We start from the raw sequence: 3,312 nt of genomic DNA on the forward strand, positions 1-3,312 counted from the left end.
GTGCCAGGCCCGCCTGGTCGGCCGGCGTCAGCTTGTAGCTGACCGGCAGGCCGGCCTGCGTGTCCGCGGTGGCCTCGGCTTCGGCGACGCCGAGCGACGTCAGCGCCGGCGGTGCCGTGGGCGCGGAGGCAGCCGATGCCGCCGCGGCCGGCCGCAGCACCGGCGTGTAGACGTTCAGCACATACGCCTGCTGCGCGGCGCGCGAGGGCGACGCGGCGTCCTGCACGCCGAGCACGAAGCGGAAGCTGCCGTTCTCGGCCGGCAATCCGCCGAGGCGGCCATCCTCGGTCAGCACCAGCCCCGGCGGCAGCTTGCCGTCGATCGTGTAGCGGTACGGCGGCGTGCCGCCCTTCACCACCTCGCGCGGACCGTACGGGGCACCGCGGCGCGCCGATGGCAGCGTGACGGTCTTGTAGACGAGGCGCATGTCGACGCCCGACGCGGCCGAGGCCGCCGGCCACGCGGCGATCGGGACCATCGCCATGTCGGGCGCGGACGCTGCGGAGGAAGCCGGCGCCGAGGCCGCGTGCGGCACCGTCGCCGCACGCAGCCCGAGGCTCGCCGCCAGCACCAGCACCGCGCCGGCCAGCGCGATGCGCGCCCGCCGGCAGCGCGCACACGGCTCGGGCCGCGGGAAAGGTGCATCGCGATGCGTCATGCCGTGCGCCCTTCCTTGCGCAGTTCCTTGGCAATGCCGCGCCGCAGGTCGGCCATCTCGATGCGCTCGCGCCCGCCCTGCAGCGCGCCCAGCGCCCCGAAGCGCACCACGTTCGCGATCGCGCCGCCCGACAGCTCGTGCCGCTCGGCCAGCCCCTGCAGGTCGACGTCGTCGGCCAGCCGCCCGGTGTGCCTCACCATGCCCTCCCACAGCAGCCGCCGCTGCTCGGCGTCCGGCATCGGGAAGTGCACCAGCGACTGGAAGCGCCGCGCGAACGCATCGTCGATGTTGGCCTTCAGGTTGGTCGCGAGGATCACCGTGCCCGGGAAATCCTCGACCCGCTGCAGCAGGTACGACACCTCCTGGTTGGCATAGCGGTCGTTCGAGCTGGAGGTCGCGGTCCGCTTGCCGAACAGCGCATCGGCCTCGTCGAAGAACAGGATCCACTGCCGGCTCTGCGCCTGGTCGAACACCTGGGCCAGGTTCTTCTCGGTCTCGCCGATGAACTGCGAGACCACCATCGACAGGTCGATGCGGTAGACATCGCTGCCGACCTCCTGGCCGATCAGCGTCGCGGTCAGCGTCTTGCCGGTGCCCGGCGGGCCGTAGAACAGGCTGCGGTAGCCGGGCTTCAGCGCCTTGTCGAGCCGCCAGTCGCGCAGCAGCCGCTGGCCGTGGCGGAACCAGGTGACGATGGCCTGCACCTCGTCCATCACCTCGCCGTCGAGCACCAGGTCGCTCCAGCCGAGCCGCGTGGTGATGCGCCGCGCCGGGAAGCCGATGCCGTAGTCGGRCTTGCGCGCCTCGCCGGTGGCCAGCCGCTCCAGCGTGTCGCCGCTGACGTGCAGCGCGGCGCTCAGCCACGGTTCGCCCGGCCCGTCGTGCTRCAGCCGCAGCAGCCCGTGGCGGCGCAGCGGGCGGTCCTCGTCGAGCAGGCGCTGCAGCGCAAAGCGGCGCGCCAGGTCTTCGCCGGCGACCAGGAAGGCCGCCGTCTCGCAGGTCGGCAGGAAGCCGCCGTGCGAGCGCCCCTTCCACCCGCCGAACTCGCTGAAGCCGCGGTCGAGGTTGCGGTTGCGCACGAACAGCATGTCGAGCAGTTGCGGTTTCAGGTGCGGCGCCAGCGCCAGCGCGAGCACCAGGCGCTCGTCGGCGTCGAGTCCGGCCGCGTGCACCAGGTCGGCGTAATCGCCGTCGTCGCGGGCAAGTGCCGGCGCCGCCATCGGCAGCGCCACCGGCGCCTCGGCCTGTCCGAAGTGCAGGCTGATGCGCGCCTGCAGCACGCGCTCCAGCCATGCGAGTTCGCGCCCGACCACGCGGGCATTCAGCTCGACGCGCAGGAGCCGCAGGTCAGCGCCACTCGACATGCAGCACCTCCTTCATCCACGGATGGCGGATCGTCGCGTAGCCCCACGGCAGCTGGTCGATCAGCATGTCGAACGGGCGCGGCTCGATGTTCAGCTGCCAGTGCTCGTCGGCATGCTGCAGCCGGCCCTCGCGCTGCAGGAAGGTCTCTCTCAGCCCGGCCACCGAGGTACTGCCGAGCACCTTCCAGTGCTGGGTGACGGCGGCCAGCAGCCCATCGACGGCGCTGCGCTCGGCCTCGGTCGGCGCGAGTTCGCGCGGCACCGGCAGCGCGAGCTCGATGCCGCACAGCAGCTTGTTCAGCACCAGCGCCGGCTCGGGCGCGGCGGCCTCGCCGGTCACCATCAGCTGCAGCAGCAGCGCCGCGCGCTCGGCTGCCTGCGGGCCGGTGAAGGCGCGCTCGTCCGACAGCCCGAGCATCATGAACAGGCGCGGCATGTACGGCGCCACCAGCACCAGCCCGGCGTTGCCGACCGACAGCAGCTCGCTCACCGGCGGCAGCATCCCGGCCGGCGGCGTGTCGATCGGCTCGGGCGTGGGTGTCGCCGGTTCGGCGCGCTTGCCACGCCCGAAGCCGAGCGCTGCCACGGCCGACGCCAGCACCGCGGTGGCCGCGCGCACGACGCGCTCGAACCAGCCCGGCGGCGCGGCCGGCACGCTCGCGGCCACCACCTGCGCGCGCATGTGGTCGGCATAGCGCCACGCATCGAACGGCGCCGCGCCGCGCTGCATCGCATGCTGCAGCGTGGCCTGCCACAGCAGCTGGCGGCGGCCGAGGCGCTCGTCGGTGGAGGCCGGCGTGCCCTCGGCCACCTGCGCGATCCAGTCGTCGACGGCGGCCGTCAGCCCGCTGCCGAGCCACAGCCCGAGCACCTGCTTCAGCACGGCCTGCGGCAGCGCACGCACGATGCGCTGCCGCAGCGCGGCGCTGTCGCCCAGCCGCTGCAGCGTGGCCTTCAGCCAGTCGCGGTCGTCCTTCAGCAGCGGCGCCCAGGCCTGCACCACCGACTGCAGCGGATCGCTGCTGGCCGAGAACGCCGAGCCGGCCTGCAGCGCCGCCAGCAGCTGCGCGCGCAGCAGCGGCAGCGCGGTCGCGTGCGGCGCGCCGGCATGGGCGATCGCCTGGCCGAGCACCGCCTCCCACAGCGCAGCCGTGCCGAGCGCCGCGGCCCGCAGCAGCCGGTCGGCCGCCGCCGGCTCGCCGGGCATCAGCGCATGCACCAGCGCGCGCAGGGCGGCCGCATCGAACTGCGTCGCGAGCCGGCGCAGCAGCCGTGGCCGGTCGTCCATCG

General features: G+C 74.0%; 2 protein-coding genes and 1 pseudogene. All 3 read right to left on the minus strand.

Going from position 1 to position 3,312, the window contains the following annotated elements; all coding sequences use genetic code 11:
• Positions 1-658: pseudogene (locus AC1D1T_RS31245) on the minus strand (hypothetical protein); the annotation flags it as partial.
• On the minus strand, positions 655-2,022 hold the full coding sequence (locus AC1D1T_RS31250; protein WP_477993245.1) for an ATP-binding protein: 1,368 nt from the start codon (positions 2,020-2,022) through the stop codon (positions 655-657). The gene AC1D1T_RS31250 and the pseudogene AC1D1T_RS31245, both read right to left, overlap by 4 nt.
• A partial coding sequence (locus tag AC1D1T_RS31255; protein ID WP_477993247.1) for a contractile injection system tape measure protein occupies positions 2,006-3,312 on the minus strand: 1,307 nt, incomplete at its 5' end. The genes AC1D1T_RS31250 and AC1D1T_RS31255, both read right to left, overlap by 17 nt.

Source organism: Rhizobacter sp. P2_H3 (assembly GCF_056403355.1).